The organism is Desulfobacter sp. (assembly GCA_028768525.1).
Classification (GTDB): domain Bacteria; phylum Desulfobacterota; class Desulfobacteria; order Desulfobacterales; family Desulfobacteraceae; genus Desulfobacter.
This window is the reverse complement of sequence record CP054837.1, coordinates 753,405-779,081: the sequence shown is the minus strand read 5'-3', so window position 1 is coordinate 779,081 and position 25,677 is coordinate 753,405. Positions and strand designations below refer to the sequence as shown.

General features: G+C 54.7%; 21 protein-coding genes and 2 tRNA genes. 12 read left to right on the top strand and 11 right to left on the bottom strand.

Going from position 1 to position 25,677, the window contains the following annotated elements; all coding sequences use genetic code 11:
- Nucleotides 1-7: 7 nt before the first annotated feature.
- Together HUN04_03475 and HUN04_03470 are read right to left on the bottom strand one after the other, a co-directional pair.
- On the bottom strand, nucleotides 8-2,401 hold the full coding sequence (locus HUN04_03475) for a penicillin acylase family protein (GenBank protein ID WDP88843.1): 2,394 nt from the start codon (nucleotides 2,399-2,401) through the stop codon (nucleotides 8-10).
- Nucleotides 2,388-3,071 (bottom strand): TetR/AcrR family transcriptional regulator, encoded by a 684-nt coding sequence (locus tag HUN04_03470; protein ID WDP88842.1) that lies wholly within the window; start codon nucleotides 3,069-3,071, stop codon nucleotides 2,388-2,390. The genes HUN04_03475 and HUN04_03470 overlap by 14 nt, the downstream gene beginning before the upstream one ends.
- A 235-nt stretch (nucleotides 3,072-3,306) precedes the next feature.
- Here HUN04_03470 and HUN04_03465 point away from each other — a divergent pair, with 235 nt between their 5' ends.
- Nucleotides 3,307-4,398: a hypothetical protein gene (locus tag HUN04_03465; protein ID WDP88841.1), complete on the top strand. Its 1,092-nt coding sequence runs from the start codon at nucleotides 3,307-3,309 to the stop codon at nucleotides 4,396-4,398.
- Nucleotides 4,399-4,424: 26 nt separating this feature from the next.
- On the opposite strand, the gene speB is transcribed toward HUN04_03465, so the two are convergent.
- The 3 genes from speB to HUN04_03450 form a co-directional block, all read right to left on the bottom strand.
- Nucleotides 4,425-5,360: an agmatinase gene (speB, locus tag HUN04_03460; protein WDP88840.1), complete on the bottom strand. Its 936-nt coding sequence runs from the start codon at nucleotides 5,358-5,360 to the stop codon at nucleotides 4,425-4,427.
- Nucleotides 5,361-5,443: 83 nt separating this feature from the next.
- Nucleotides 5,444-5,520 (bottom strand) — tRNA-Thr (locus HUN04_03455).
- Nucleotides 5,521-5,528: 8 nt separating this feature from the next.
- Nucleotides 5,529-5,613, bottom strand: a tRNA-Tyr gene (locus HUN04_03450).
- 253 nt (nucleotides 5,614-5,866) lie between these two features.
- Here HUN04_03450 and HUN04_03445 point away from each other — a divergent pair.
- From HUN04_03445 to HUN04_03405, 9 genes are all read left to right on the top strand, one after another.
- A complete protein-coding gene (locus tag HUN04_03445) occupies nucleotides 5,867-6,553 on the top strand; it encodes a GntR family transcriptional regulator (protein ID WDP88839.1) in 687 nt (228 codons plus the stop codon).
- A 40-nt stretch (nucleotides 6,554-6,593) separates the two neighbouring features.
- Nucleotides 6,594-7,352 (top strand): 5-oxoprolinase subunit PxpA, encoded by a 759-nt coding sequence (locus tag HUN04_03440; GenBank protein ID WDP93147.1) that lies wholly within the window; start codon nucleotides 6,594-6,596, stop codon nucleotides 7,350-7,352.
- A 113-nt stretch (nucleotides 7,353-7,465) separates the two neighbouring features.
- Complete coding sequence (gene pxpB / locus HUN04_03435) at nucleotides 7,466-8,197, top strand: 5-oxoprolinase subunit PxpB (GenBank protein ID WDP88838.1); 732 nt, start codon at nucleotides 7,466-7,468, stop codon at nucleotides 8,195-8,197.
- Nucleotides 8,194-9,222: a biotin-dependent carboxyltransferase family protein gene (locus HUN04_03430; protein WDP88837.1), complete on the top strand. Its 1,029-nt coding sequence runs from the start codon at nucleotides 8,194-8,196 to the stop codon at nucleotides 9,220-9,222. Before pxpB ends, HUN04_03430 begins: the two co-directional genes overlap by 4 nt.
- Nucleotides 9,223-9,295: 73 nt before the next feature.
- Entirely contained in the window at nucleotides 9,296-10,279 is a 984-nt protein-coding gene (locus HUN04_03425) for a TRAP transporter substrate-binding protein (protein ID WDP88836.1), read from the top strand.
- Nucleotides 10,276-10,752: a TRAP transporter small permease subunit gene (locus HUN04_03420; protein ID WDP88835.1), complete on the top strand. Its 477-nt coding sequence runs from the start codon at nucleotides 10,276-10,278 to the stop codon at nucleotides 10,750-10,752. The genes HUN04_03425 and HUN04_03420 overlap by 4 nt, the downstream gene beginning before the upstream one ends.
- Entirely contained in the window at nucleotides 10,749-12,083 is a 1,335-nt protein-coding gene (locus tag HUN04_03415) for a TRAP transporter large permease subunit (protein WDP88834.1), read from the top strand. The genes HUN04_03420 and HUN04_03415 overlap by 4 nt, the downstream gene beginning before the upstream one ends.
- A 185-nt stretch (nucleotides 12,084-12,268) precedes the next feature.
- Nucleotides 12,269-13,501: a type II secretion system inner membrane protein GspF gene (gspF, locus tag HUN04_03410; GenBank protein WDP88833.1), complete on the top strand. Its 1,233-nt coding sequence runs from the start codon at nucleotides 12,269-12,271 to the stop codon at nucleotides 13,499-13,501.
- Nucleotides 13,502-13,724: 223 nt separating this feature from the next.
- Nucleotides 13,725-14,387: a mechanosensitive ion channel family protein gene (locus HUN04_03405; protein ID WDP88832.1), complete on the top strand. Its 663-nt coding sequence runs from the start codon at nucleotides 13,725-13,727 to the stop codon at nucleotides 14,385-14,387.
- Between the two features lie 20 nt (nucleotides 14,388-14,407).
- On the opposite strand, the gene HUN04_03400 is transcribed toward HUN04_03405, so the two are convergent.
- From HUN04_03400 to HUN04_03390, 3 genes are all read right to left on the bottom strand, one after another.
- A complete protein-coding gene (locus tag HUN04_03400; GenBank protein ID WDP88831.1) occupies nucleotides 14,408-15,661 on the bottom strand; it encodes a RimK family alpha-L-glutamate ligase in 1,254 nt (417 codons plus the stop codon).
- A gap of 23 nt (nucleotides 15,662-15,684) precedes the next feature.
- The gene (locus HUN04_03395) at nucleotides 15,685-16,167 is read right to left on the bottom strand and encodes an ATP-dependent zinc protease (GenBank protein ID WDP88830.1); all 483 of its coding nucleotides are present in this window, start codon (nucleotides 16,165-16,167) and stop codon (nucleotides 15,685-15,687) included.
- 192 nt (nucleotides 16,168-16,359) lie between these two features.
- Nucleotides 16,360-18,363, bottom strand: coding sequence for a methyl-accepting chemotaxis protein (locus tag HUN04_03390; GenBank protein ID WDP88829.1), 2,004 nt, complete (start codon nucleotides 18,361-18,363; stop codon nucleotides 16,360-16,362).
- 276 nt (nucleotides 18,364-18,639) lie between these two features.
- Between HUN04_03390 and HUN04_03385 the strand changes: the two genes are divergently transcribed.
- Nucleotides 18,640-19,227 (top strand): TetR/AcrR family transcriptional regulator, encoded by a 588-nt coding sequence (locus HUN04_03385; GenBank protein WDP88828.1) that lies wholly within the window; start codon nucleotides 18,640-18,642, stop codon nucleotides 19,225-19,227.
- A gap of 115 nt (nucleotides 19,228-19,342) precedes the next feature.
- Here HUN04_03385 and HUN04_03380 read toward each other — a convergent pair whose 3' ends face one another.
- Nucleotides 19,343-20,512: an aminopeptidase P family protein gene (locus tag HUN04_03380; GenBank protein WDP88827.1), complete on the bottom strand. Its 1,170-nt coding sequence runs from the start codon at nucleotides 20,510-20,512 to the stop codon at nucleotides 19,343-19,345.
- 160 nt (nucleotides 20,513-20,672) lie between these two features.
- On the opposite strand from HUN04_03380, the gene HUN04_03375 reads away from it, so the two are divergent.
- Nucleotides 20,673-21,998, top strand: coding sequence for a glycerate kinase (locus tag HUN04_03375; protein ID WDP88826.1), 1,326 nt, complete (start codon nucleotides 20,673-20,675; stop codon nucleotides 21,996-21,998).
- Here the strand turns inward: HUN04_03375 and gspE are convergent.
- The gene (gspE, locus tag HUN04_03370) at nucleotides 21,985-23,682 is read right to left on the bottom strand and encodes a type II secretion system ATPase GspE (GenBank protein ID WDP88825.1); all 1,698 of its coding nucleotides are present in this window, start codon (nucleotides 23,680-23,682) and stop codon (nucleotides 21,985-21,987) included. The two genes, HUN04_03375 and gspE, sit on opposite strands and share 14 nt — an antisense overlap.
- 13 nt (nucleotides 23,683-23,695) lie before the next feature.
- The gene (gene gspD, locus HUN04_03365) at nucleotides 23,696-25,651 is read right to left on the bottom strand and encodes a type II secretion system secretin GspD (GenBank protein ID WDP93146.1); all 1,956 of its coding nucleotides are present in this window, start codon (nucleotides 25,649-25,651) and stop codon (nucleotides 23,696-23,698) included.
- Between the last annotated feature and the right edge of the window lie 26 nt (nucleotides 25,652-25,677).

Sequence of the window (25,677 nt, the reverse complement as noted above, 5' to 3'; positions counted from 1 at the left end):
GCCCCTTTTATTCCGGCAGCAGTGTTAACTGCTGGGGCAGATCCCGGCCGGTGAGGTAGTGCATGGGAATCTGGTCCCCGGCCGCCCAGGTATGGGCCAGGTCATCGTAATAGGGGCTCAGATAATGGCCGGACTGGCCCGGTGGACTGATGAAAGTGGATTTTTCCAGATCCGAGAAATCCACCATCATCCGGATCACCCCGCCTGAACTCATTTCAAAGGGCCTGTCGGGGTTCCAGAATCCTGAATTGATGGTGTGGTGGGACCCGTGGGTGGGGATGGGATCCAGGTTTAAAAACGGCAGCTTGCCGCCCAGGGGATGGTTAAAGGGCATTTTGTGGACCCGTCCCCATTGCCAGTTTTCCGGGTCCTTTCCGTGGGCGGCACCAAGGTAATCCATTGCCTCTGCGGCTGCCCGGCGGATGATATCGTCCCGGTTCTCTTTGACCGCCGGGGTGCGCCCGTCGTCGAACAGGGGATGGTCCGGAATCCGGATGATGCGGCTGAGCAGGAGATCCGGAATATAATAGAGGTATTCCCGGCTCAGTTTTTCCTTCCACAGTTTTTCCCCTGTTTCGTCCGCAAGGGTGGCGGCCATCATTTTATAGTAGAAATAGTTGAAGAAGGTGGCGGCACTGCTCTCCATGTCGATTTTGCAGTCCCATTCCGATAGCAGGGAAAGGACCGGGGCAAGGCGGGTTTCCTGCCGGCATGCTTCGATTATCAGCGGGGTCCAGCGCCGGGCCACGGCGGAGCCGGTATCCAGCTGGAAGGATTTCAGCCGTTCCAGATCCACAGGCTGGCCGGCCTGGGCTTTCATTATCTCTTCAAACCGGATGGCCCGTTCAAAGAGATAAAAATTGGTCAGGTGATAGGGGGTGCCCCCCGGGTCATTGTTAAAGGAGCCCACATACCCCTTTTCCGGATTGTAGTCAAAGGGAAGGTCTTCAAAGGGAACAAACCCCGTCCAGTCGTACTCCCCGGCCCAGCCCGGCAGGACGGTCGAGCCCTTACCGGCTTTTCGGACCGGTGGGGCCGCCGTAAACTGCCAGCCGATATTGCCCCGTTTATCCGCATACCCGATATTGAGGTTGATGGTGCGGATCCGGCTCAATGCCCGTCTGAACTGGGAAAAATCCCGGGCTTTGAGCAATTGGATCAGGCCGTCGATATCCCTGTTCGGCAGGTCCAGGGCCGCCCATTGCATGGCGCAGTGGGCCGGGGCGCCGGGCAGGACATCGGATATCATGGGGCCGTGGCGGGAAATTCTGATCTTCATGGGCCGGGTTTCCATTCTGTCCCCGGTTTTGATGCGCAGGGTCTCCTCAATGATTTGAAAATCCTCGTACCCCGCTTCGGTGAGGTATTGGTCCGGATTATCCGGGTTGATTTTTTCGATGAAGTAATCCAGTTCGTCCCCCCTGCCGTTGACGGCGCTGTAAGCGAAATGGCCGTTGAAGCCCAGGGGGCCCATTCCGGGTACCCCGGGGAGCACGCCGCCCACCGCATCAATATCCCCGCCTTTAATGTGCATGAGGTAAAAGAGGGCGGGCAGGGTGGGGGCCAGGTCCGGGCTGCCTGCAAAAAGGGCCTTGCCCGATGTGGTGGCCGCCCCGGAAAAGAGCATCCAATTGCTGGCCGCAATATCCATGGGAAAGGGAAAATCCATACGGGCAGGGGCCACGGTGCCTGGGCCGGCTTTGATTCCTTTTTGCAGGGCAAGGCCATTGTTCTCCTGCCGGGTGGGCTTGCCGGTGAGTGTCGGTGCAAATTCCGGATAGGCGGGCAGGATGAGATCAAGCAATTCCGGTCCTGCCTGTTCAAGGACCCGGGTCATGGCCAGGTCCACTTTTTTGGAGCGGGTCAGGCTGTAGGCCATGAGCATGGCGGTTGCCACGGAATCCTCCGGTGTCCATGGTCCGGGCCGGGTACCCAGGAAAAAATATTCCCTGGGCAGGGTCTCTGCGGTTTCCAGGTATGTGTTGACCCCCCGGGTAAAGGCCTCAACAGCCATCCGGGTTTCCGGCAGCATGGCCGGGTAGCTTTTTCTGGCATGGCGGTAAAATCCCAGGGTTTTGAGAAACCTGTCCTTTTCCAGGGTCCGTTCCCCAAATACCGAGGAGAGTTCCCCCCTGCCAGCCAGCCGGGTCATGTCCATCTGGAACATCCGTTCCCGTGCAATGATATATCCCTGGGCAAAATAGAGGTCTTCCTCGTTTTCGGCATAGATATGGGGCACCCCGTGGGGATCTGTCCGGACTTCCACCGCCGCCTTCAGGCCCTTGACGGGTATGGTCCCCTGATACCCGGGAACGGCGGCCTGGAAAAAGAAATAGAACCCGGCCCCGGAAATAAGTGCGGCCCCCACAATCACAGCCAGAATAATTTTAACAGCTTTCATGGTCGTCACCTCGTTTTTTTAATTTCCTTAAAAGGTTAAGGTTGTTTTTTCTCCGGGCCGGATCATTGATCAGGGTATGCAAAATGGTCTGGACGGCATACCGCCCGGAAACAACCAGTCCCCAATCATCGATTTCCCCCCTGGCCCACTGGAGCACAACATTAAAATAATTATGGTAGGCAAGTTTTGCGCAGACACCAAGGTCCAGGTCCGCCCATATCAGGCCTTTCCGGGCGGCCGTCTCCAGTGCCCCCTGGATGATGCTGATCCTTCTTTTGTGTATCCGGGCCAGTTTCTTTGCACCGGGGGAGACGAGGGAAAACCCTGCAATCACCGAGGGCTTGATCTCTGCCTGGTTTTCCAGGAATATGGGCTCCACGGCCTCAATCCATTCCTGGTAGTAGGCCGTCTTCCAGGGGCCGTTTTCCATTTTTGACTGAAGCCTGGCCGTTGCTTCTTCAATGGCCCGGGTGCCCTGCTCGAAAATCTCAATGATGACATTTTCCTTGTTGCCGTAAAGGTTATACAGGGTGCGCAGGGCGAGGTTGGATTCTTTGGCAAGGGTTCTCATGGACAGGGCATTGATGCCTTTTTCCAGTATGATGGCCCTGGCCGCACTGATGATTTTTTCTCTGCTTTGAACCGGATTTTTTCCCTTGGGTGTCTCCATTGGGCCTCACTCGAAAAATTGTGTAACAGCGTTATATGTGATGCTAATTTATGAAGTATAACAATGTTATATTTTTTGCAAGTGCTGGTTTTAACGCGGTGATATGTAAAAATTATTTAATTTTCACGTTTTTTCACGGGGTTTGCTTTTGCATTTTCGGCAGGCTGTTCTGTATATTCAAACCTGTTCTTATCAGAAATTACAATCAGATTTACAGGAATCAGGAGGATGGGTCATGTTAAGCAGGTTTTTTTACGGCTGGGCGGTGCTGGTCTTGGTCCTGGGGGCGGCGGCTCCCGGGCATGCGGTGGTGACTACGGATTCGTGGATTTTCAGGTCAGGGGTGGCAGGGGGCCAGAGCATGTGGGGGCCGGGGACATCGGGGCTCAACCACAAGTACAGCGACGGGCTCCAGGTCCAATCGGGGATGTTAAAGGGGACGGGTGTCTCCTATGAGCTTCAGGCCGATACCGGAACCGTTTCGGGAAATGTGGAGGGGCGGATTTCGGCCAATTATAACAGACAGGTGAGCAGCCCCGGAAAAACAAAGATCAGCCTGGCCTATAACGGGATCGAGGGCGAAAGCAAAATTGCCACGGATTTCGGAGCCAAACTGGCCGGGACGGCCAACCTGAAGGTGGATTTCCCCTGGTGGGCCCATCTTATTCCCCCCTTTCCCAACGATATTGATATCAGCATTCCCGTCGGGATGGTCAATGCCGACCTCAACATTGACAACGACTTTACCACGGGCCTGGGCAATACCGTATCCGTTGTGGAAAATAAGGACCTTCTGGCCCCGGGATTTGATGTGGCCTTTATCCAGTTTGCACTGGAGCTGGGCCTGAAGCAGAGCCTCTGGTTTACCCCTGAAACCATCACCGGCATCGTCAGGTACACCCATATGGAATCCATGACCCAGCGGACCATGGACCTGGCCTTCACCGGGCTGACCGGGGGGAGCCTCCTGGATCTGGAACTGGACCTGGATCTGCCCGGCCACTGGGAGATCAGCCTGGAGGATTTCTCCGTGGGGAAAAACAGATTCAGCCAGGACCTTGACCTCTATGCCGCCCTGGCCCTGGGGATTCCCATCCTCACCATGGAGGCCAAGTATGAAACCACCCTCTTTGACGCCTTTGACCTTTTCCAGAGCAGTGAATTTGAACTGGATTTCCTTGCCCACGGGGATGACGGGGATGAGACCACCATAGACCGCCTGGGCCGGTTCAACATCTATGTCTCCCATGCGCCTGTGCCCGGGGCGGTCTGGCTGCTGGGGTCCGGACTGCTGGCCCTGGCCGGACTGGGGCGGCGGAGGGGGTAGTTCCGCCCCATTGAGGCTTGATTTTTTTAGCTGGGCCCGCCGTTTTTTCCGGCGGGCCCTGTTTTTCTGCGGATGAGCCCCATGGCCTCGGTGACCAGTTTGCGGGCCGCAAATACGGCGGTGAGGGAATCATCCAGCCCTGGGGCGACTTCCACAATATCCATTCCCATCACCGGGAGTTCAAATATTCCTTCCATCAGACCCAGCAGTTCCCGGGAACTTAAGCCCCCGAACTGTGGGGTGCCGGTGCCCGGGGCATAGGCCGGGTCCAGGCAGTCGATGTCAATGGTCAGGTAAATTTTGTTTAAATGGCCCAGTTGTTTTTTTATCCTGGCAAGGGCGTTGTCCACCCCTGTTGCGGCGATTTCCTTGGCAGAGATCACCTGGACGGGGTGGGTGTTGAAAAATTCCAGTTCATCGGTTTCGATGGAGCGGATGCCCAGGAAAAATATATCTTCTATTCCCCTTATATTTTCAAGTTCCAGTGCCCGGCGCTGGGTTGAGCCGTGGGAGAACCGGTCGCCGTCCTGGTGGTCGCAGAGATCAAAATGGGCGTCGATATGGACGATGCCGAAGGGCTGGTCCAGGGCGTGGTCAATGCCCTGGTGCACCGGTATGGTCACGGAATGGTCGCCGCCGATCATGATGAAGAACCGGTCTTTTTCCACCAGTTCCGCGGTGAGTTCCCGTGCCTTTGCAAATACCTCTTCCCTGGATTTTCCGGTGATATTGCCCGCATCCTTAATTTTCAGGTCTGCAAATGAATTGAAATCTTCGGTGGTGGGGGAAATGGTATAGGTGATCTTTCTGAGGGCGTCGGGGGCCTGGGCCGCCCCGGCCCTGAATGAGACGCTGCCGTCGTAGGGAATTCCGAAAATTACCACATCCGCTTTTTGGGTTTCCATATCCGGGGTGTTCAGCCCGGCCCAGATTCCTGGATCCTGCCATAGATGAGATGCCATAGTATCCTTGAGGTGTTATGGGTTTTTTCAGGGCAGTATGGCCGGAGCCGCAGGAGATTTCAAGTGAAAAAAGGGGAAGGGGGTGGAGCCCATGACCAGAATCGAACTGGTGAACCTCTTCCTTACCAAGGAAGCGCTCTACCGACTGAGCTACATGGGCTTTGGTGCTGGTGGTGGGGGGAGGATTTGAACCTCCGAAGGCTGAGCCGTCAGATTTACAGTCTGATCCCTTTGACCACTCGGGAACCCCACCGGGTTGATGTCTCCATCAAAAAGGTCGGGCGAATATACCAGAGGCCCCCGGGTTTATCAAACGGGAAAAATGGGGGATAGGGCCGGTTTAGGGAGGATTAGCAGGGATTAAGGCATGAAAACGGCGGATTTGCTTTTGTTCGGTTCTTTTTTGCAAAATTGGCGGAACCCCTGAAATAAAATATTCACTAATATACTTGAAATATATTTTATGGTTTTGTAGAGTGGCGTAAATCCTATAAAAAGGGGGGAGTATGACGACCAGAAAAGAAAAAGCCCACAAACAGCCCCTTGCTTTGGTGGCCTATGAAGCCATTGTCCGGCGCATCATCAGCCTGGAATACCAGCCCAGCCAGCACCTTGAAGAATGCCAGCTTGTGGAGGAACTGGGTATCGGCAGGACTCCCATACGGGAGGCCCTGGTCCGGCTCCAGAGTGAGAAAATGGTGGAATCCCATCCCAATAAAGGGGTGATTGTCCGTCCCATCACCCTGCAGAATACCAAGGCCATGTTTGAATCCACGGGTATCTTTGAAGCCGGTGTGGTGGATATTGCCGTGACTAAGAACTGTGTCCCGGCCCTGAAAAAGATGCGGGCGGCCAATGCCGAGATCGGGAAGACCGTTAAGCACGGCGATCTTCTCGGAATGGTGGAAGCCAACCATGACTTTCACATGGCACTGGCCTCCGCCTCTCAGAATGAATTTTTAATCCGTGCGGTCCACGATGTAAGATGCGAGGCCAAGCGTCTTTCCTATCTTTCCTATAATACGGTGGTGGGGCCGGAACAGAGCCTTGAAGACCATTATGCAAGCGTCATTGAGGAACATGAACAGATCATCGCATGTCTTGAGGCAAAGGACGGGGAGGGGCTGAAACAATTATTGACACATCATTTGGAAACCTTCAGGAAACGGATCGTTCAATTCATGGTTTCCTGAAACCGGAGGACAAGCAATGAATACCCCTGAGATTAAAACAATTGATTTGAACTGCGACATGGGCGAGAGCTTCGGCAATTACACCATCGGTATGGACAGGGATGTCATGCCGTATATCACCTCGGCCAATGTGGCCTGCGGCTGGCACGCCGGAGACCCTCTGGTCATGGATGCCACAGTGCGCTGGGCAAAGGAGAACAAGGTGGGGGTCGGTGCCCATCCCGGCTATCCGGACCTCATGGGATTCGGCCGGCGGAAGATGAACCTGAGCCCCCAGGAGATCCAGCAATACCTGGTTTACCAGATCGGGGCGCTCCAGGCGTTTTGCCGGGTCCATGGGGTGCGGCTTCAGCATGTCAAACCCCATGGCGCCCTTTATCTGGATGCCGTGGAAAACAAGGCGGCTGCCCGCGCTGTTGCCCGGGCCGTTCTCAGCCTGGACCCGGACCTGCGTTTCGTCGCCCTGGCCGGAAAAAAGGGGGAGACCATGCGGCAGACGGGGGCTGAACTGGGGCTCAATGTGGTCTTTGAGGCTTTTCCGGACCGTGCCTATACACCGGAGGGGACACTGGTTCCCCGGAACCAGCCTGGTGCGGTGATTTCAGATCCTGCTCAGGTGGCAAAACGGGCCCTGGACATGGCCGAGGGATTTGTCATTGCCAGCGACGGGTCCCGCATTGAACTGGATGTCCAGACCCTTTGTGTCCACGGGGATAACCAGGAAGCCGTGAATCTGGTAAAAGAGATCCGGACGGGCCTGGAAGCCCGTGAAATCGTTGTTACCGCCATGGCCGGATAGAAGATTAAATAGCATATGTTAAATATACTTGACATAATTTATAAATATATGACAAGTATATTTTCTAATTTAACCATTGTTATTACAGAGTGAACCTAAACGGGACCGGGTGAATGGCAGAGGCAACCGAACAGATTTACAACAATCCGGTATTCCGGCCGGCAGGGGACAGGGGCCTGCTCATGGAATTTGCAAATTTCATTGATCCGGAGGTCAATACCCGCATCCGGGCGGTGGCCGGGCGGCTGGCACAGGAGATGCCCCGGGGGGTGGAAGAGATTATTCCCACCTATTGTTCCCTGGTGCTCATCTACGATCCGCTGATTACAGATCCGGATACCTTGATCCCTCTGCTTGAACAGACCAATGCCGGCCTTGCCGGCATGCCCCTGCCGGAGCCGGAGGTGGTGGAACTTCCCGTATGCTACCATGAAAGTTTTGGGCCCGATCTGGCCCATGTGGCCGAAGTCAACGGGCTCACGCCCCAGGAGGTGGTGGCCGTTCACACCGCGCCCCTCTATCCCATATACATGATCGGGTTCACCCCGGGGTTCCCCTACCTGGGCGGGCTCTCCGAGAAAATCCATACCCCCCGGCTGTCCACCCCACGTACCCGGGTGCCAGCAGGTTCTGTGGGGATTGCCAACAACCAGACCGGGATCTACCCCATTGACAGCCCAGGCGGCTGGCAGCTCATCGGCAGGTGTCCGGTGAAACTCTTTGATCCCCGGCGGGAGAACCCTATTCTGCTAAAGGCGGGTGACCGGCTCCGGTTCAAGCCCATTACCCTGGATGAATTCAGGCGGATGGCCGACGCCGCCAGGGCCGGGGAGGCTGTTGAATGAATGCCTTGAAAATCATTTCACCCGGCCCTTTCACAACGGTCCAGGATTTGGGCCGGTTCGGGTTTCAGCAGTTCGGAGTGCCCCCCTGCGGCATGCTGGATAAGCGGGCAGGGCGCCTGGCCAATATTCTGGCGGGAAATGACGAGTCCTGCGCGGTTCTGGAATTTACCTTCATGGGCGCTCAGATGGACGTCCTGGATGATATGGTCCTGGCCGTGGCCGGTGCCGACATGGGGCTGACGGTCAACGGCAGGCCCTGCCGCAACTGGGCCGCCCACCGGGTCCGCCCCGGGGACCGTATTGCCATGGGGGCGGCGGACAAGGGGTGCCGGGCCTACCTGGCCCTGTCCGGCGGCATTGAGGTTCCCGAGGTCATGGGCAGCCGGTCCACCTATATCGGTGCCAGAATCGGCGGCATTGACGGGCGGCTTGCGGCTGCCGGTGATGTGATCCAGCGCGCCGCCGCCCAGGGGGGGGATTGCTTAAGGGAACTGCCCGGGCAATGGATTCCCGACCATCCTGATGAGATGGTACTTCGGGCGGTTCCCGGTCCCCAGGATGCTTATTTTGATAAGGGCCTGGAGATCTTTTTTAATTCGGTTTTTACAATAACGGACAAGGCCAACCGCATGGGGTACCGGCTGGCAGGAACGGCCGTGGAACTGAAACCGGGGATGCCCAGGAGTATTATTTCCGAGCCCAGCCTGCCCGGCGGGGTACAGATCCCGGAAGACGGGCAGCCCATTGTCCTTCTGGCCGAACAGACCGTGGGGGGATATGCCAAAATCGCCACGGTGATTTCCACGGACCTGGACCGCCTGGCCCAGGGCGTACCGGGAAACCGGATTCGGTTTGAGAAGGTGACCCTGGCACAGGCCCACCGCATATACCGGGAAGCCGCAGAAGAATTTGAAGAAATCCGGAAGGCGGATATGGGGGTTAAATCCCCGGCCGCCATGGGAAATGAGTTTTTCAACCACCCTGTTTTCAGACAGCGGATTGAAAAGTATATGATCCAGATTTAAGGAAAAGGAGCAGACCGCTGCAGGAGTTTTGCAGTTCATTTATATTAATCGTAATAAAAAAGGAGTTTGTACAATGCGTGCACTGAAAAAATCGATCCTCGTTGCCCTCATGGTCATGATGGCCGCAGCCCCGGCCTGGGCCGGAAAAACAATGAAGCTGGATTTGAACGCCATTTACGGGTCCACCAGCTTTCATACCGTTGGGGCCATGAAATTTGCCGAGCTTGCCAATAAATATTCCGGCGGCAGCCTGGATATCACGGTACATCCCGGCGGCAGCCTGGGGTTCAAAGGCCCTGAACTGCTCAAGGCCGTGAAAGACGCCCAGCTGCCCATGAGCGACATCCTCATGGGGGGTGTTTCCGGCTCCGCCCATGTTTTCGGGCTATCCTCCCTGCCAAGGCTGGCCGGCTCCTTTGAAGAAGCCAAAGCCCTGTACGCAGACGCCAGACCCCTGTATGAAAAAGCCGCTGCCAAATGGAACCAGAAGCTCCTTTATGCCGCACCCTGGCCCCCCTCGGGACTGGTCACCAAAAAGGCTGTTGCCGGTGTCGCCGACATCAAGGGGCTTAAAACCCGTACCTATGACAAAAACGGCGCCAATTTCCTGAGGGAACTGGGCGGCGCTCCCCTGGCCCTGCCCTGGGGCGAGGTCTACTCTTCTTTGAGAACCGGGATGATCGATTCCGTCCTCACCTCCGCTGAATCCACCAAGAACGGCAAGTTCTGGGAAGTATTGGATCATTTTACCAATATCTATTATGCCTTCCCCCTGAACATGGTCACCGTGAACATGGATTATTGGAACGCCATGTCCAAGGATCAGAAGGATGCCATCCTCAAGGCTGCTGCGGAAACCGAAGCCGCCCAGTGGCAGGCCTCTGAATCCAAAACCATGGAAGCCCTGTCCGTGATCAAGGAAAAGGGATTCACCATTGCCGATCCCTCCGATGCCCTGGCTGCCGAGATGGACAAGGCCGCAGGCCCCATTGTTGACGGGTTTGCCAAAAAAGCGGATGCCAAAACCAAAGCATTGCTTGAAAAGTACACCAAATGAAGAAATTCATAACACTTGTAGAAAGGCTCTCCACCGGGGGGGCCTTTCTCTCCGCCTTTTTCATGGTGCTCATCGTCCTTTTCATTGCAGTGGAAATCCTGCTGCGCTCGGTGTTCAATACCTCCACCTTGATTTCCGACGAGTACAGCGCCTATTTTTTCGTGGGGGTGGTGATGCTGGGCCTGGCCTATACATTTAAGGAGGACGGGCACATCAAAATCACCCTGCTCACATCGGTGCTGGGCAAGCGGGGACAGGCGGCTCTGGATGTCCTGGCCACGGTGGTTGCCCTGGCGGCCACCACCTTTGCCCTCTACTATGCCGGCGTCATGGTCTTTGATTCATGGCAGCTGGACATGCGCGCCGATACCATTTCCGAAACCCCAATTTACCTGTCGCAGCTGATGATACCCGTTGGTTTGATTTTGTTTGATCTCCAGCTTGTGGCAAGGCTGTTAAAGAGGTTTACATGATTTCCGATCCTTTATTGATGACTGTGGTGCTTTTCGGCTTTATGTTTCTCTGCCTCTTCTCCGGGCTGTGGATCGGCTTTTCCCTGATGTGCACCGGGATTTTCGGCATGCTGGTATTCGACCTGAACCTGCCCCCGGTGATTTCTGTCTGGGATAAGATCGGCGGGCTTTTGGCCAACTCCATCTACAATTCCACCAATTCCTGGTCCCTGACGGCATTGCCCCTGTTCATCCTCATGGGGGAAATCCTCTACCGGACGGCCATTTCCACCAAGCTGCTCAACGGGCTTCTGCCCTGGCTCTCCAGAATTCCGGGCCGGCTTCTGCACATCAATGTATTTGCCTGCTCCCTGTTTGCCGCCGTCTCCGGTTCTTCCGCCGCCACCACCGCCACCGTGGGGAAGATCACCCTGGACGAATTGTCCGGCCGGGGCTACTCCAAGAACCTGGCCATCGGCTCGCTGGCCGGTGCCGGCACCCTGGGCTTCCTGATTCCCCCCAGCCTCATCATGATCATCTACGGGATTTTGTCCGACACCTCCATTGGCAAGCTCTTTATTTCGGGGGTTATTCCGGGCCTGCTTCTGGCCGGCTGCTATTCCCTGTATATCATGGCCGCTTCAATGGTCAATCCCTCGGTGGTCCCGGATAAGACCGAAACCTTTACCATGGAAGAAAAGATCCGCTCCCTCAAGGAATTGTTCCCCATTATGGGCCTGATTTTTGCGGTACTGGGCGGGATTTACATGGGGATCACCACGCCCACGGAAGCGGCGGCCATCGGCGTTATCGGCGCCCTGGTCCTGGCCGTGGCCTTTAAGAACCTGACCTGGTCAAATTTCAGGGAAGCCCTGGTCAATGCGGTGAATACGACCTGCATGATCTGCTTTATCATCCTGGCGGCATCCTTTCTTTCCCAGATCGTCGGATTTGTGGGCATCGCAAGGGCGGTGAGCGAATATATCGCAGGGCTGAACCTCTCTCCCTATCTGCTGATCTTTGTGGTTGGGCTGATGTACATCCTGCTGGGCATGATGCTGGACGGGATTTCCATTGTGGTCATGACCCTGCCCATCGTCCTGCCCATTGTGGTGGAGGCCGGATTCGACCCCTTGTGGTTCGGCATCTTCCTGGTTTTCATGGTGGAACTCTCCCAGATTACCCCGCCGGTGGGATTCTCCATTTTTGTCATCCAGGGGATTTCAGGGGAAAAGGTGAGCACCATCCTCCGGGCCACCCTCCCGTTTTTTATCATCATGGTGCTGATGGTGGTCTTTGTCACCCTCTTTCCAGAAGTGGTCTCCTACCTGCCGGACAAGATGGTGCAGTAAAAAAAGTATCAGCGAGTATAACGGCGCCCCCGGGAGATTGATTTCCCGGGGGCGTTTGTGTTTTTATTCGGTAAAATTTTGCTATTCCCGTGGAAAGGTTTGCCAGTTTATGGCAGGGTGTATATAAAAGTTTCAGAACCGGTTATTCTTATAAGAATTGTAAAAAGGAATTCGCAGGTTGAGCCATGTCCGTATTTGAATACAAAGCCCTGAATGCCAAAGGAAAAAAGAAGTCAGGAATTGTGGATGCCGACAGTGAGACTGCGGCAAGGCAGAAACTGAGGCATCAAGACCTGTTTCCCACATCCTTGAACCGGATTGATTCAAAGCAGCCTGCCGGCGAAACCCCGGGCCGGCAGCCGGCTTTTGCCCGGTATTTTTCCCGGGTCAAGGCCAGTGAAATTGCCATGGTGACCCGGCTGATCTCCACCCTGCTTTCCGCCGGATTCCCCCTGGTAAAGGCCGTGGGCTCGGTGGCGGACCAGGCCGGTTCCCGTTCTTTGCAGCGGGTGCTCTCCCGGATCAAGGACAGTATTGAGCAGGGCGGCGGTTTTGCTGAATCCCTGGCCCTGTATCCGGGTATCTTTTCTTCGGTATATATTAACATGGTGGCGGCCGGGGAATCCTCGGGAACCCTTGAAATCGTACTTGAGCGTTTGGCAGACTTTGCCGAAAAAAGGGAGGAAACCCAGAAAAAAATCTGGGCCTCCCTGGCCTATCCCATCATCATGTCCATGATCGGCTTTCTGGTGGTGGTGATTCTCATGACCTATATCGTCCCCGGCATTGTGGGGATTTTCACGGATATGAACCAGACCCTGCCCGGGCCCACCCGGATGCTCATCGGGGTGAGCGACTTTTTTCTGGATTTCTGGTGGGCGGTGCTGCTGCTTCCTGTGATTGCGGCCGGCGCACTATACCTGGTCCGCCGGACCCCAAAGGGCGTTCTTGCCACTGACCGGGTGATGATTTCCCTGCCCATCGCCGGCTCCCTGGTCCGGAAAATGGCGGTGGCCCGGTTTTCAAGGACCCTTGGCTCCCTTCTGGAACACGGGGTGCCCCTGCTCACCGCCCTGAAGATCACCCGGAACGTGGCCGGCAACCAGGTGATTTCCAATCTGATAGAATCGGCCGCTGAAACCGTGGAAAAGGGCGGGGAACTTGGCAAGGCCCTTTCCGGCACCCGGTATTTCCCTCCCCTGTCCGTGCAGATGATCCAGGTGGGGGAAAAGAGCGGGGAGATGGAAAAGATCCTTGAAAAATCCGCCGATCTCTACGAAAAGGACGTCTATGCCGCCATCACGGCGGCCACCGCCCTCATCGAACCCATGATCATCCTTATCATGGGACTGGTGGTGGGGCTCATCATCATGGCCGTCTGCCTGCCCATCGTGGAAATCAACCAGATGATCATCTAACGAATCTTTTTCTGGTTGCCTGCCCGGTGCCGATCGGGCCAGTCGGGTATCGCCGGGGACGGCCCGTGGGGGGCGGCACCCCAGCAGGTGAAGAATCCTGAATGATAAAAGAGGATAACGCCATTGGAATGGTGCCGCGGTTGTGTCAAACACGGGTGCCGTGATAGATTGAGCCATTCTCATTAATGATGAAATCACATCCAAACCATGGGGGATATTCCAGATGGGCGCATTTCAAGACATCTACAATGAACTTTTTTTGGCCATTAAAAAGCTTTTCCAGCCGGAAGTCATCATCGGGATTCTGAACAATGCGCTGGTTATTATCTTTATCGTGTTCGTAAGTCTGCTGGTGTTGAAGCTTGTAAAAGGGGCACTGAAAAAACTGGAAGTCAGGCAATTGCCCCTGCCTTTTTTGCAGCAGATGCAGTCGATGGTGAAGTGGGTAATCTGTATCGGCGCGTTTTTATTGATACTCCAGCAGCTTGGAATCAAAATAAACAGCCTGTGGGCTGTTGCGTCAACGATATTGGCAATGGTGGCCATTGGGTTTGTTGCCCTATGGAGCGTACTCAGCAATTTGCTCTGTACACTGATGCTCATCATTTTCCATCCATTCCGCATCGGAGACAATATCGAGATAATTGATCCGGCCATGACGATAGGCGTGGGCGGGAAGGTTAGAAACATCAATTTGATTTTTACCACCCTTGACGCGTCAGACGGGGACGCTCAAACGACCATACAGGTTCCCAACAATCTTTTTTTCCATAAAATTCTACGAAAGAAAAAGGGGCAGCAAACCCATAGCCTTGAAAAACAGGTGTTTGAAGAAAAATCACTGCTGAGATCTCAAGAGGATGATCCGAAAAATAAACCAGAATAAAGGGGGGCTGTGGATTTCTCCTAACCTTCTTCTTCGGTCTGGGATGATGGTGCAATATTGTCATCCTGGAATCTGGAGACTTCGTCTGCCACAGGCAGGTCCGGCAGGATCTTCACCTTTGCCCGCCGTTTTTTGCGGATTTTGGCAGGAATCAATTCTCTCATGAAATCCAGTTTTCCAAAACACAAAAGCCTGTCTTCAGCTTCAAGTTCCCTCTGGGGCTTTGGATTGGGTATGACTTTGGCATGACGGTGAAGGGTTAAGACCGAAATATCCTTTTCCCTCAACCCTGAACCCTGGATGGTTTTGCCTATGTAATCGGAGCCCTCCGGTATATATATCTCCGCAACGCCATACCCCCGGCTGACCGTCAGGCGCTGGCGGAGATCGATCTCTGGAAAATTAACCTGGGCGCTGATATAGTCAATGATGGCGCCGGCGATATCCAACTGGGTACACCCTTCGATCCCCTCCAGCCCCGGTGAGGAGTTGACTTCAACAATCTGGGGCCCTTCCTTGCTCTCAAGCAGATCAACGCCTGCCACACGGAGGCCCATGATTTGTGCCGCACGAACCGCAGTCTCCCGGTAGGCGTCTTTCAGCTCAACCGGCTCTGCATACCCCCCTCTGTGGATATTGCTTCGAAATTCCTGCCCCTGGGCGACCCGGCGCATGGCGCCGACCACCTGATCCCCCACCACAAAGGCGCGGATATCCCGGCCCTTGCTCTCAGATACAAATTTTTGAATCAGGACACTCTGCTTCTGGCTTTGAAGCAGCTCGACGATTGCTGCCGCGGAATTCACCGTTTCCGCCAGCAGAACGCCGATGCCCTGGGTCCCTTCTATCAGTTTGATGATCACCGGCGCGCCCCCGACCCTTTCTATGGCCGGCAGCACATCCTTTTTATCCCGGACAAAGGTTGTTTTGGGGATTCCGATATGGTGCCGGCTGAGAATCTGGAGGCTCCTTAGCTTGTCCCTTGACCGGGCAATACTTGCCGAAGTGTTGGCGCAGAAGATATCCATCTGTTCAAACTGCCGGACGACCGCCGTCCCGAAATAGGTTATGGATGCACCGATTCGGGGAAGAACCGCATCGTAGGTGGACAGCTGTTTCTGCCGGAAATATAAGTCCGGGTTGCCCTGCTCAAGGTCGATGGCGAATTTAAGGGTATTCAGAACTTTGACCGTGTGCCCCCGCTGCTCGGCCGCTTCCTTTAAACGGCGGGTGCTGTAGCATCTTAAATTCCGTGAAAGAATGGCAAGTTTCATCTCTGTGTCCTTATCTTGGGATATCAATCCCTGGGGATTTTTTTCCTGGCTTTTTTCTTTTTGGGTTGGCCGCCATAAAAAGATCTGCCTGCGTCCACATAAAATCTGTCACGAAATGCCTGCCGTCCGAGCAGCATCCGAAATCCCATTTCATCACGGTTTGACAGGGTCAGCTCTATGGGCCATTCAAGGCCCAGCAGGCTGATATGGGTGCTGATGACCGGCCTCATTTCTTCCATTCCGTTTGAACTCCGAATCGATCTGAAGTCTATGATTTTGGCTTCGGCTGTTACTTTATGGGTGGTTTTCTCCTGCAAAGGATTGATCTGAAACCGTACCCATTTTTCTCCGTCCCGCTCAAACAAGTTTAGTTTGATTGCGTGAAGAGATGATGAGCGGGCGCCTGTATCCACTTTCACTTTAATCTGGTTGACCCCCAGATCCGGGAGTGACACCCACTCCCGCCATCCAATAACAGGCAGAATCGGCTTGATATGCTTGATCATATTGCTCCGGTAAAAAAGGTTGGCATCCGTTTGATTCCGGTTGGAACAGGCGGTCCCTCAAGGAGTCAGGATCTGGGAAAAATAATCATTCAACCCGTTAAGGGAAGCCCCTGGGGTCTCCCCTTAACGGGTTTGATTTGGCCGGTCCTGAGCGTTACCTCCGGATCAGCGCCTGTTAAGTTGCGGCGGGTATCAGTATTTAAACCGTCCCACGATCTGGTTGAGCTTGATGGCCATCTGCTTGAGTTCCTCGACACTTCCGGCCACCTGGCTTGAGTTGTCGGACATCTCCTGGGCAGCGGAGTCCACCGAGGTGATGTCCCTGGTAATTTCACCGATGGCGGTGGAGCTTTCCGATACATTCCGGTTGACCTCCTGAATCCCCTGGGAGACCTGACCGACATTGGCGGAAATTTCGCTGGTGGCGGCGGACTGCTCTTCTATGGCCGTTGCAATGGTGGTGATGATATTGTTGATATCATCCATTACCCCTGCCGTGGCCTGGATTTCGGAGACTGTATCCTGGCTGGTGGTCTGGACCCCCTCGATCTGGGTACGGATATCGGCCGTGGCCGCTGCGGTCTGGGAGGCCAGGTCCTTTATTTCATTGGCCACTACGGCAAACCCTTTGCCGGCTTCCCCCGCCCTTGCTGCTTCAATGGTGGCATTCAGGGCCAGAAGATTGGTCTGGTCCGAGATATTGGAAATGGTTTCGGTGACCGCTCCGATGGATTCGGCAGCCTTGCCCAGGGTGTCCATCTTGGTGCTGGCCGCCTTCATCTGTGATACTGCCTTTTCTGAAATGCCCCTGGCCGTCTCGGAATTTTTTGCAATTTCGTTGATGGTTGCCGTCATCTCTTCCGTGGCCGTTGCCACCACATTGGTATTGTGGGTGGTATCTTCCATGGTGGAGGCCACCGCTTCCATGTTTGAACTCATCTCCTCCGATGCACTGGCCACGGTGTTGGCCAGAAGGGAAGACTCTTTTGCGCCGTCCTCCATCTGTTTGGATACATCAAGCAGTTTGGCCGAGGAATCGTCAACCACCGCCACATTGGCGGCCAGATCCTTAATGATGGTCTGGAGGTTGTCCAAAAAGAGGTTAAACCACCGGGCCAGTTCCCCCAGTTCGTCTTTGGTGCTCACCTCCAGCCGTTTGGTCAGGTCTCCTTCGCCCTGGGCGATGTCCTTGATCATTGCTGTGGTATTTATAAGGGGCTTGGCAAGGGAGGCTGCCAGGAACAATGCCATGACGGCAAAGAGGGCGGCCAGAATCAGGCCGATGACCACCATGATGGAAATCAGGGCCCATACCTTTGACATGATTTCGCTTTTCTTTATCAGCCCCACCAGTTTCCAGCCCAGGGCGGGGGAGGTCATGACCTTTGCAATGTACTGGGTGCCGTCCAGTTCAAAATCCAGGTTTCCCGCTTCCTTTTTCTGAATTTCCGAAAAGGCGGGGATACCGGTATCATCCAGTTTTTTGAATGCTGTGTCCGCATGCCCCGGATCGGCCAGGATAACCCCGTCGTCCTGGATCAGGATGACATAGCCGCTGTTTCCGATCTTAATGCCCTTGATGAAATCGGTTAATGCGTTCAGGGTGACGTCGAATCCCACCACGCCCACCATTTTGCCGTCCCTCAAGATGGTACGGGTGGCGCTGACAACGGCATCGCCGGTGGTTGACTTATACGCCTTGGTGATCAGGGGTTTGCCCTGGTTGGCCTTGGCTTCCTTATACCAGGGCCGGCCTCTGGGATCATAACCGGCCGGCAGTTTCATATCGCTTGCAATGGTAAATCCGCCCAGTTCCGTGCCCAGAAAGACCTCAACATAGCTTTTATGGGTTTTTTTGATGGTATGGAAAAAGGACAGGACTCTTTTCTCCAATGGACTGGTTTCAAAATCCTGAACCCCTTTTTCGCTGGTCTCATTTATGAATGAGGTGATGGTGTCGTCAATCATCACGACATCCTCATGGCTGGACGCCATCACCGCATTTTCCTTTATATCATCCAGGAAAATCCCAATGGCATTTTCAATGCGGGACAGTTCATTGCCGGTGGCGTCATAGAAATTTTCAAGTAAATCCTTCCTGATGCTGTTGCCCAGGATTAGGCACAGGCATAATATGGGGATAATGGTTGAGGCGAGAAAAGCAAAGATCAGTTTCTTTCTAATGGTAAGATTCATAACCTTCCTTCCTTTTAGCGGTGAATGCAGCCTGGGCCCCTGCAAATGAGGGGAAACTAATTTTATTGAAAATTGTTTCGATTTGATCAGGATCATACCACCACTCCCGGGAATAAGAAACATAAAAAAAGGAAAACCATGTGCCCGGCCATTGGGGCGGAGGGGACGATGCCGCCGCGCGAACAACTCATCTCAGCCCATCAGGGATTCTTGACAAAGGGGTTCTCCGTATCATATATGAATCAGATTTAATGCCTAATATGATGAGTTGTGTTTATGACGAAAAGAGCTGAACGCCTTGAACTCTTGTACAGCAGGGCCCTTAATATTTTTGCGAGATACGGCTATAAAAAGGCCACAGTAGAGGATATTGCCGGTGAAATCGGAATTACCAAAAGCGGCCTGTACAAATATGCCAAAGATAAGATGGACCTTTACGAAAAGACCCTGTCCCATGCACTGATCAGATGGCAGGCCAGGGTGGTTGAGGCGGTGAACCAGGAAGATGATATCATTCAGAAATTCATTGTCATGGGCCGGAAGGGGTATGAATACCTTATGGAGGATGAACCCCTCCGGGAGGTGATTAAAAACGATCCCGCCGTTTTTCCCCATTCAACAAATGTCATCCGGTTCAGGGAGGTGAACCAGCGGTCACTGGATTTGATAGAGCGCCTGCTCACAGAAGGCATCCTGCAGGGAAAATTTTCAAAGGATATTGATGTCAAGCAGACCAGCAGGCTCTTGTACTCGATTTACAGAATGTTTATTGTGGAGTCCTACATCATTTCCGAGGTAAACCAGAATAAAAAAATGTACATCAACGGCATTGCGCTTCTTTTAAACGGGCTCCTGGTCCGTTAGCCGTTCAGGCCCGGCCGTCTTTGGATTAATTGAAGCCAAAAGGCGGGGCGTGGGGCGGCAGCCTCTGTCCCGGAGTTGAAGGAAAGAGGCTGCCTGGGCACGGCTCACGGCTGGACTATAGATCAAGGATTGTCAGCTCCAAGGGGGTTTTGCACAGTTCCTCTCCCCCGGATGCGGTTACCCTGACGGGGCATTCAAGCCTCATTCCACCGACTTCCGGTACATTCATAACAATCGCCGCGATTTCCACGACATTTTCCTCAAGGACGATGTCCCTGAATTCATCATTGTCGAGAATGGTGGGGTACCACTCATGGCCGATCACACCGATGGCATGGCCGTAGGCCGGAAGGGTAAATGGCCGGTATCCGTTTTCATCAAGTACCTGGTTGACCTTCTGGGCCACCTCCCTGATGGTGGTGCCGGCCTTCAGGTTGGAGATGAGGGTCTCACAAGTCTGAAGATAGGCGTCCGCCAGTTTTTGCTGTGCGCTGCTCGGTTTGCCGAAAATATAGTTGTGGGAAAGATCGGAGCAATAATTCTGATAGGTGGGGTGCACGTCAACAAGCAGATTTTCTCCCCGTTGGACAATCTTTTCACTGGCAGGTGTGCATCCGCCCAGGGGATAACAGGTTCTATACCCGGAGGCGATTTCGTTGGAACCGGTGACGGGCCAGTGAAACTCCGTCCCCAGGCGCCGCAATTCCATTTCAGCAATTCCGGCGATTTCAGTTTCCCGGATACCGATATACAAAGACTCTTTTACCCGTTCCTGGGCCGCATCCGCCATGGCCGCTGCCTGTCGCAGGAGTTTAATTTCCTCGGAATCCTTGACATAGCTGGCCCGGTCCACCAGGCTGACAGAATTTACGATTTTTACCTGGGGCAAATTGTCCTGCAGGTACTGCAATTCAGTGGCCCATAGAAATCCGGACATGACCCTTGCGGACTGCCCCAGTTCGATGCCGATGGTTGCATTTTCATATCCATGGGATTTTATCCAGTCAACAACCACTTCCCACATGTCAAGGCCGGGAAGGGGGACGCATCCGGTCACATTATCCAGCCAGCATTCGTCCTTCACCCGCTCGGAATCCAGAAAACAGGTATGAAGTCCCACAAAACCTTCTTTGTCCACAACCACGGCACTGCGCCAGGGGGCATACACACCCCCCAGGTAGGTTATACTGTTGCCCCTTGTCCCGATAAAGACATCAATCCCCTCCGCCTTCATCATGTCGCAAATGCAGTCCACTCTTTTCTGATAGTTGAGATTTGTTTTCATTCGGATTTTCCTCCCTTTGTTAGAAGTTGCGATAACGATAATGGGATTAAAACAAGGATGTCAAGAAAAAATAGTGAAAAAGTGAACAAATTGTATAAAAATTCACTTGATCAATCGCGGAAAAGCCGTTAGGCTGTTGCCACAGGTTAAAGGAGTAATAATGAAGACGATCAATACGCATCTAACCGCCATATTTAATGAGGGATTAAGGGCCGTCAGGACGGATAATGCCGTAAAAAAATGGGTTAAAAGAGAAGGGAATACCCTTTTCATAAACCAGCAGGCCCATGATCTTGATTCCTACAAAAAAATTTTTGTGATCGGGGCCGGAAAGGGCGCAGCTCCCATGGCAGGGGCCCTGGAGCAGATTCTGGGAGACCGGTTATACCGGGGAATGGTGATCGTTAAGAACGGCCACCGGGCTAACCTTCAAAAGATTGAAGTGGCAGAAGCGGCCCATCCCCGGCCGGACAGGGCCGGGCTGGCGGCCTCCAGACGGATGGCCGGGATGCTGGCAGAGGCCGGCGAAAAGGATCTTGTGTTCTGCCTTATAACCGGCGGGGCAAGCGCGCTTTTAACCCTGCCCGTTGAGGGCATTTCCCTTGAAGAAAAACAGGCCGCTACCGATGTCCTGCTTGACTGCGGTGCGGACATCCGTGAAATCAATACCATACGGAAGCATCTTTCCGCCATTAAGGCCGGTAATCTGGCCAAAAAAGCCTTTCCGGCCCGGGGCATCACCCTTATTGTTTCAGATGTCATCGGCAGTGAATTTACAGATATCGGTTCGGGCCCTACGGCACCGGATCCCACTAAATTTGCGGACTGCAGGGAGATCATCTCCAAATACAAACTTGAGACAAGGCTGCCCTCCGGCGTTATTGAACACATTGAGGCGGGGATCCAGGGGCGGGTTCCCGAGACGCCGAAACAAGGGGATCCGGTTTTCGGTAATGTTACCAACACCATCATCGCAGATAATCGCCTGGCCCTGCAGGCGGCACGCACCAAAGCCGAAGCCTTGGGATACAATACGGGTATTCTGGCTTCCGGGCTGCAGGGGGAAGCCAGGGAGGTTGCCAGGGTGCTGGCTTCAATCGCAATGGAGGTGAGGCAGGCCGGCCAGCCGCTGGCGCCCCCGGCCTGCCTGATCATGGGCGGGGAAACCACGGTTCATGTCACGGGAAGCGGCCGCGGCGGGCGTAACCAGGAACTGGCCCTGGCCCTGGCCATCTGCCTGAAGGAGACCCGTGACATATATGCGCTGTGTGCCGGAACCGACGGCACGGACGGAATGACGGATGCCGCAGGCGCCGTTATCCACAGCACCACCGTTGAGCAGGCAATATCCAAACACCTTGATCCGGTGAAATACCTGGACAATAATGATGCCTATAATTTTTTCAGGCCTCTGGGCAGCCTGGTGATCACAGGTCCGACACTGACCAATGTAATGGATATCAACATCATCATTATTCCTGGGTGACCCGGAGAACCTCGCGGATGGAGGTGATGCCTTGGAACACTTTTTTCATGCCGTCCTGGCGCAGGGTGGTCATGCCCTTTTGTATGGCCGCCTCCCGGAGCCTGCCCGCATCCGAGGTGGTGAGAATCAGGCTTCTGAGTTCCTCGTCCAGGTCCATGATTTCAAATATGGCCTGTCGGCCGGAATACCCGGTGTTGAAGCAGGCTGGGCAGCCCCTGGGCCGGTACACGGTTTTTCCCACCCATTGCTCGCCGTTGGGGCGGATGGCGGCAATATCCGCCTCTTTGATACGAAACGCCTCCTTGCATTCGGGGCAGAGGACCCGGACCAGGCGCTGGGCGATCACCGTGTTCACTGAAGAGGAGATCAAATAAGGTTCCACCCCCAGGTCGGCCAGGCGGGTGACGGCCCCGGCCGCATCGTTGGTGTGGAGGGTGGAAAAGACCAGGTGGCCGGTGAGGGCGGACTGGATGGCGATGGCAGCGGTTTCTATATCCCGGATCTCCCCCACCAGGATCACGTCGGGGTCCTGGCGGACAATGGAGCGCAGCCCCTTGGCAAAGGTCACCCCGGTTTTGGTGTTGACCTGGATCTGTCCGATGCCGGTGAGGTTGTATTCCACGGGGTCTTCAATGGTGATGATGTTTTTTTCCGGGGAATTGATCTCAGAGAGGCCGGCATAAAGGGTGGTGGTTTTGCCCGAGCCCGTGGGGCCGGTGACCAGGACAATGCCGTGGGTCTGGCGGATGATGGTATTGATGCGGGCCAGGTTGGACTCGGCCATGCCGAATTCAGACAGGGCCAGAAAGTATCCGGATTTGTTGAGCAGGCGCATGACCAGGCGCTCCCCGAATCCCGTGGGCACGGTGGATATCCGAAGATCGATTTCCTGGTCACCGATTCTGACCTGGGCCCGGCCGTCCTGGGGGACCCGTTTTTCCGCGATGTTCATCCCGGCCATGACCTTGATCCGTGAAACCAGGGCCGACTGCACCCCTTTTGGCGGGGTGAGCATGGGGTAGAGGATGCCGTCGATGCGGTAGCGGACGGACAGGCTGTCCTGGAAGGGTTCGATGTGGATGTCACTGGCCAGTGCCTTGACGGCCTTGGCAATCATGTGGTTGACCAGGCGGATCACCGGGGCGTCGCTGGTGTCGTCCAACAGGTCGGCGGTCTCCCCGTCGCCGTCGATCCGGTATTCGCTGCCCTCCTCAATATCTTCCACCAGCTGCCGGGCCTGGTCTTCGGTCTGCTCGTAAAAGGTGTTGATGGCGGTGAAAATATCCTGGCGGGCCGCCAGTACCCGGGTGGGGGCGGCGGCCTGGCAGCGGGCCAGGTAATTGGCCAGATCGTCGGCAGGGCAGGGATCTGTGGGGTCATTGATGGCAATGAAGGTGGCCTCCGGCGTGATGACGGGCACCATGCAGGATTTTTTGAGAAACTGCTGGGAGATTTCCCGGGTCCACTCGCTGGCAGCACCGGAAAGGGGAATGCCCGGTAAAATGTCCATGGCATAAACCTGGGCCAGTGCGTTGAGCACAACCCCCTCCTGGATCAGCCGGGTTTTTACCGCAGGCTCGGTGACGGTGCCCGGATTCTGGGTCAGGGTGTTCAAAAGCTTTGTTTTGTCCGCCCCGGACAAGGGGGATAACTCGGCCATGATGTCAACCAGATGTGCGATCATAGGTGTGCGTCCTTTAGTGCCTCTCTCTTACTTCCGGCGCCGTCCCGCCCTGGCCGGAGATAATTTTGCCGGCCCGTTCGACTCTTTCAAAAAGGCGGACTTCGCCGCTTTGGACACCGTCGATTTCCTTTTTCTTGTCATTGTATAGGTCCCTGGCTTCCAGGGGGCTTTTTATGACCCTCGGGGTCAGGAAAACATAGAGGTTGGTTTTATCCTCTCCCTCAACCACGGATTTGAATGCCCAGCCCAGTCCGGGTACATCCCCCAGGCAGGGGGTTTTACTGTTGGTACGGCTCATGGTTTCGTCAATGAGCCCGCCGATGACCACGGAATTGGCATCTTCAACAATGATGGTGGTCTCTATCTGCCGCTTGAGGGTGGTGGGGCGGTCCGTGCCGTCGTCCTGGTTCACGTTTGTCAGTTTGGTCAGTTCCTGGAATACATCCAGCCGCACCATCCGGCCCTTGGAAATTCTGGGGGTGATTTTCAGGGTGATGCCCACATCCTTGTATTCGTAGGATGAGTAGGTTTCAGTGCCCGAGTCGGCGGCGGACCGGGTCTGATAGGGAATGTTGCTGCCCACGGTGATCACGGCTTCTTCGTTTTCCGTGGTCAGGATCTGGGGGGTGGAAAGGATATTCACATCTTCGTCGGTCTGAAGGGCATTGACCACGGCCTTGATGTCAGGAAAGGAGACCCCTCCGATGCTGAAGGATTTGCCCAGCACCCCAACGGAAAAGCCTTTGGGCAGACTGCCGCCGGCCAGGGTGCTTGAATTGGTGAACCCGCTGTCTCCATTGCCCCCGAAGCCAACGGAGACCCCTTTGTCCCCGTCGCTGAATGTCTGGGTCGTCTGCCATTCCGTGCCGATGTTCAGCCCCTTGGTGACATTGACCTCCATGATCAGACATTCGATATAGACCATGGCCCTGGGGATGTCCAGTTTGGCGATCACTTCCTCCAGCACCGGGTAATCTTCTTTTTCAGCCATGATGATCAGGGAGTTTGTGGCGGGGTCAGCATTGATGTTGACCTTCTGGGAAAGGATGGGGGCCTCTTTTTTACCCTTGGCCGTTGATGAGCCTTTTTTTTCGGTGGGGATTTTCTGCAGCACCTTGGCCATGTCTTCGGCCAGGGCGTGTTCCAGGTAATAGACCCTGATCCGTTCGTCCCCCTTGGGCACCTGCTGGTCAAGGAGTTCGATCAGTTCCTTCGCCCGCTGGGTTTCCACCTTGGAGGCCAGGAGGATGATGGCGTTGGTCCGTTCGTCGGCCGTAAAGGTGACCATGTCCAACACCGGGGCCTTGCCTTTGACGGTTTTGATCCTGGCCTTGAACACAGTGGACAGGGTTTTTGCCAGTTTGGCCGCATCTGCGTTTTCCACAGGAATGACCGATATTCTTTTTCCGATGCTGGGCACATCAATGCTGCGGATGATTTTCAGGATCCGTTCGATGCTGGACAGGGTGGCTGTGACAATGAGCATGTTGGTGTCCTTGTATGAAAGGACCACGCTACCTTTGGGCAGCAGGGGGGTGAACAGGCGCTTGAGTTCATCCGTATCCGCATAATCCAGGGGAATGAGCCGGGTCACCAGGCGGTCCGATGCCTTTTCCGGCGCCTTGCTCACCCGGGTATCCAGATTGTCCGCCCGGGCCGATGGCGACGGAATGATTTTGGTTACCTTGCCGGAATGGACCGTTGAAAACCCGTGGATTTCCAATACCGATTCAAATACCTGGTAGGCCTCTTTTACGGATATCTTGGTGGGGGAAATCACGGTGACTTTGCCTTTGACCCGACTGTCCACCACAAAGTTTTTGCCGGTCAGCTTGCTGATGAACTTGATGAATACCTTGATATCCACATTGTCAAAATCAATGGAAACGTATTCTTCCGCCGGAACCTTGGCTTTTTGGGCATGGGCGGCCCATGGCCCGGGGCCGGCAGCGAATAGGGCCAGTATCATCAGCCACACCGGAATCCGTGTCAGGG

Bases quoted from the DNA above. Each gene is read 5' to 3' on its own strand.
- HUN04_03475 (WDP88843.1), bottom strand. From the start codon at position 2,401: ATGAAAGCTGTTAAAATTATTCTGGCTGTGATTGTGGGGGCCGCACTT.
- HUN04_03470 (WDP88842.1), bottom strand. From the start codon at position 3,071: ATGGAGACACCCAAGGGAAAAAATCCGGTTCAAAGCAGAGAAAAAATC.
- HUN04_03465 (WDP88841.1), top strand. From the start codon at position 3,307: ATGTTAAGCAGGTTTTTTTACGGCTGGGCGGTGCTGGTCTTGGTCCTG.
- speB (WDP88840.1), bottom strand. From the start codon at position 5,360: ATGGCATCTCATCTATGGCAGGATCCAGGAATCTGGGCCGGGCTGAAC.
- HUN04_03445 (WDP88839.1), top strand. From the start codon at position 5,867: ATGACGACCAGAAAAGAAAAAGCCCACAAACAGCCCCTTGCTTTGGTG.
- pxpB (WDP88838.1), top strand. From the start codon at position 7,466: ATGGCAGAGGCAACCGAACAGATTTACAACAATCCGGTATTCCGGCCG.
- HUN04_03430 (WDP88837.1), top strand. From the start codon at position 8,194: ATGAATGCCTTGAAAATCATTTCACCCGGCCCTTTCACAACGGTCCAG.
- HUN04_03425 (WDP88836.1), top strand. From the start codon at position 9,296: ATGCGTGCACTGAAAAAATCGATCCTCGTTGCCCTCATGGTCATGATG.
- HUN04_03420 (WDP88835.1), top strand. From the start codon at position 10,276: ATGAAGAAATTCATAACACTTGTAGAAAGGCTCTCCACCGGGGGGGCC.
- HUN04_03415 (WDP88834.1), top strand. From the start codon at position 10,749: ATGATTTCCGATCCTTTATTGATGACTGTGGTGCTTTTCGGCTTTATG.
- gspF (WDP88833.1), top strand. From the start codon at position 12,269: ATGTCCGTATTTGAATACAAAGCCCTGAATGCCAAAGGAAAAAAGAAG.
- HUN04_03405 (WDP88832.1), top strand. From the start codon at position 13,725: ATGGGCGCATTTCAAGACATCTACAATGAACTTTTTTTGGCCATTAAA.
- HUN04_03400 (WDP88831.1), bottom strand. From the start codon at position 15,661: ATGAAACTTGCCATTCTTTCACGGAATTTAAGATGCTACAGCACCCGC.
- HUN04_03395 (WDP88830.1), bottom strand. From the start codon at position 16,167: ATGATCAAGCATATCAAGCCGATTCTGCCTGTTATTGGATGGCGGGAG.
- HUN04_03390 (WDP88829.1), bottom strand. From the start codon at position 18,363: ATGAATCTTACCATTAGAAAGAAACTGATCTTTGCTTTTCTCGCCTCA.
- HUN04_03385 (WDP88828.1), top strand. From the start codon at position 18,640: ATGACGAAAAGAGCTGAACGCCTTGAACTCTTGTACAGCAGGGCCCTT.
- HUN04_03380 (WDP88827.1), bottom strand. From the start codon at position 20,512: ATGAAAACAAATCTCAACTATCAGAAAAGAGTGGACTGCATTTGCGAC.
- HUN04_03375 (WDP88826.1), top strand. From the start codon at position 20,673: ATGAAGACGATCAATACGCATCTAACCGCCATATTTAATGAGGGATTA.
- gspE (WDP88825.1), bottom strand. From the start codon at position 23,682: ATGATCGCACATCTGGTTGACATCATGGCCGAGTTATCCCCCTTGTCC.
- gspD (WDP93146.1), bottom strand. From the start codon at position 25,651: ATGATACTGGCCCTATTCGCTGCCGGCCCCGGGCCATGGGCCGCCCAT.